We start from the raw sequence: 3,174 nt of genomic DNA on the forward strand, positions 1-3,174 counted from the left end.
ATTGTCACCGATGACAGCAAGGATTTCGCCGGGGTAGAGGTCGAAGTCGGCGTTGTCGAGGGCGGTGACGCGGCCGTAGCGCTTGACCAGGCCACGCGCGGTAAGAATGGGTTCCTGGGTCATGGTCATGCCGAAACCTTTCTGATCCATTGGTCGACCGCCACGGCGCCGATGATCAGCACACCGGTGAGCAGCACCTTCCATTGCGGATCGGCGCCCAGCATGTTGAGGCCCATGGAGACGACGCCGACGATCATCGCGCCGAACAGCGTGCCCAGGATCGAGCCGCGTCCGCCGAACAGGGAAATACCGCCGATCACCGTCGCGGTGATCGCCTGGAGATTGTAGTCGGTGACGGCAGCCGACGGCGAGATCGAGCCGTTGCGGCCGATGGAGACCCAGGCAGCGAAAGCGGCGATCAGCCCGGCAAGGGTGTAGACCGTCATCAGCACCTTCTTGGTCTGGATGCCCGACAGCTTCGCCGCCTCCTGATCATCGCCAACGGCGTAGACATGGCGGCCCCATGCCGTGTGATTTAGCACGTACCAGAGGATCATCACGAGCACGACCGTGGCAATGACGCCGAGCGTCAGCACCGCCGTGCCGACCTTGAAGCTGATGGCAAAGAGATGCAGCAGCGGCGCCTGGGTGTCGACATCGGTGTCGCGGATCGTCTCGTTGGCCGAATAGATGAAGTTCGTGGCCATGACGATGTTCCAGGTGCCAAGCGTCACGATGAAGGGCGGCAGCTTCATGTAAGCGACAAGCACCCCGTTAAGCAGCCCGCATGCCGCGCCGGCGGCAAGCCCGATCGCCACGGCGAGCGCGCTCGGCATACCGTAGCTGACGGCGCAATTGCCCATGATCACCGCTGAAATCACCATGATCACGCCAATCGACAGGTCGATGCCCGCGGTCAGGATGACCAGCGTCTGCGCAGCACCCAGAATGCCGATAATGGCGATCTGCTGCAGGATAAGCGTCAGCGTGTAGGACGAAAAGAACCGGCCACCGATGGTGATGCCGAAAACGATGATCGCCAGAACCAGGACGATCAGCGGCACCGCGGCCGGCGTCGAATGCAGGAAATGCTGGATGCGCTTGACGGCCGATTTGTGCTCGTCAAAAGCAGCAACGCTGGTGTCGCTGCTCGAGAGAACCTTCTCGAATTCCTGAGCTTGAGCCATGTTTACTCCCCATAGGCTTCAGCCAAACGCCGACGCCAGTCCACGCCTTTCCGGTCTGCTGCCGGGATTGTTCGCGGTCACGCGAGCCATCGTCCACCCGAAGCGGCCGGGGATCAAGCCCCGACCGCCCAGGTTCGGTAGATGCCTGTCAGACCGGCATCAGCCCCAGCATTTGGCGAGGCCTTCCTTGGTGTCGATGGACTTCACGCCGGTGGCCGGCTTGTCGGTCACCAGGTTGACGCCGGTATCGAAGAAGTCCTTGCCTTCGGTCGGCTTCGGCTTGGTTCCGTCCTTGGCGAAAGCAGCGATCGCCTCGATGCCGAGTGCTGCCATCTGCAACGGATATTGCTGCGACGTCGCGCCGATGACACCTTCGGCCACCGACTTCACGCCGGGGCAGCCGCCGTCGACGGAAACGATCAACACCTGGCTTTCGAGGCCGACAGCCTTGAGCGCCTGATAGGCGCCGACAGCGGCCGGTTCGTTGATGGTGTGGATGACGTTGATGGTGTTGTCCTTCTGCAGAAGGTTCTCCATCGCCTTGCGGCCGCCCTCTTCGTTGCCATTGGTGACGTCGTGGCCGACGATGCGGGGATCGTCCTCATCGCCGATCTTGTTGGGATCCTTCACATCGATGCCGTAGCCCATCATGAAGCCCTGGTCGCGCAGCACGTCGACAGTCGGCTGCGAAGGCGTCAGGTCGAGGAAGCCGATCTTGGCGTCCTTGGCCTTGTCGCCGAGCGTGGCGGCTGCCCAGGAACCGATCAGCTTGCCGGCTTCGAGATTGTCCGTCGCAAAGGTCGCGTCGGCGGCGTCGATCGGATCGAGCGGCGTGTCGAGCGCGATCACCAGCAGGCCGGCATCGCGCGCCTTCTTCACGGTCGGCACGATGCCCTTGGTGTCGGATGCAGTGATCAGGATGCCCTTGGCGCCGTCGGCGATGCAGCTCTCGATCGCCGCGACCTGGCTCTCGCTGTCGCCGTCGATCTTGCCGGCGTAGGTCTTGAGGTCGACGCCGAGTTCCTTGGCCTTCGCCGTGGCGCCTTCCTTCATCTTGACGAAGAAGGGATTGGTGTCGGTCTTGGTGATCAGACAGGCACCGACACCGGCCGCGGATGCGGACGACGCAAACGCCACCAACCCCAGAGCCGCGGCGGCAAACACGGTCGATTTCAACAGTTTTGTATTGGTCACGATTTCCTCCCAGTGGAACCATTCCGATGCCGGCCAACCGGCACCTGCAGCGCATCCAACGAAATTCTCCCAGCGTGGACGCTGCCTCAACAGACACCAGGCCGAAGCTTCTGTCAATAATTAAATCACTCTTATTTATTATTGACAGCCTTGCTTCATTCACCCATTCTGGCCCAAAAGCATTGAGGGGAAACGACGGGAGGAACAGGGTGGAAACCGCCATTGCGAGGCACGGTTCGCCCGAGGTGAATGACAGCCTCATTCACCGCGGCACCAACCAGAGCGGCATGCGCGACCACAATGAGCGGTTGGTGCTCTCGTTGGTGCGCCAGCACGGCAGCCTGGCGAAATCCGACATCGCCCGCATGACCGGGCTTTCGGCGCAGACGGTTTCGGTCATCATGCGCGAGCTGGAGGAAGAAAGCCTTCTGCTGCGCCAGGCGCCGTTGCGCGGCAAGATCGGCCAACCCTCCATCCCGATGGCGCTCAATCCCGAAGGCGCTTTCTTCATCGGTCTCAAGATCGGCCGCCGCAGCGCCGAACTGGTGCTGATCGATTTCCTTGGCCATGTCCGTTCGATGCTGCAGCATTCCTATCGCTACCCGGCGCCGCGCGAGACAGTAGACTTCGTCAGCAACGGCATGCGGCAGATGCGCGGCGAGCTGACGCCTGCACAGGACAAGCGCATCGCCGGGCTCGGCATCGCCATGCCGTTCGAATTGTGGAACTGGGCCGATACCGCCGGCGCCCCGCGCGACGTCATGGACGAATGGCGCCACCGCGACATCAGGGC

Annotated in this window: 3 protein-coding genes and 1 pseudogene; 1 reads left to right on the forward strand and 3 read right to left on the reverse strand. The window is 62.3% G+C overall.

What is annotated here, in order from left to right; translation table 11 throughout:
* The 3 genes and pseudogenes from EN750_RS40970 to EN750_RS25915 form a co-directional block, all read right to left on the reverse strand.
* Window positions 1-150 (reverse strand): annotated as a pseudogene (locus EN750_RS40970) (sugar ABC transporter ATP-binding protein); the annotation flags it as partial.
* The gene (locus tag EN750_RS25910) at window positions 126-1,187 is read right to left on the reverse strand and encodes an ABC transporter permease (RefSeq protein ID WP_127269995.1); all 1,062 of its coding nucleotides are present in this window, start codon (window positions 1,185-1,187) and stop codon (window positions 126-128) included. The gene EN750_RS25910 and the pseudogene EN750_RS40970, both read right to left, overlap by 25 nt.
* A gap of 159 nt (window positions 1,188-1,346) precedes the next feature.
* Complete coding sequence (locus tag EN750_RS25915; protein WP_164874014.1) at window positions 1,347-2,363, reverse strand: sugar ABC transporter substrate-binding protein; 1,017 nt, start codon at window positions 2,361-2,363, stop codon at window positions 1,347-1,349.
* Between the two features lie 227 nt (window positions 2,364-2,590).
* On the opposite strand from EN750_RS25915, the gene EN750_RS25920 reads away from it, so the two are divergent.
* A partial coding sequence (locus EN750_RS25920) for a winged helix-turn-helix transcriptional regulator (RefSeq protein WP_145967914.1) occupies window positions 2,591-3,174 on the forward strand: 584 nt, incomplete at its 3' end.

It is taken from the genome of Mesorhizobium sp. M7A.F.Ca.ET.027.03.2.1 (assembly GCF_003999175.1).
In the GTDB taxonomy this organism is placed as follows: domain Bacteria; phylum Pseudomonadota; class Alphaproteobacteria; order Rhizobiales; family Rhizobiaceae; genus Mesorhizobium.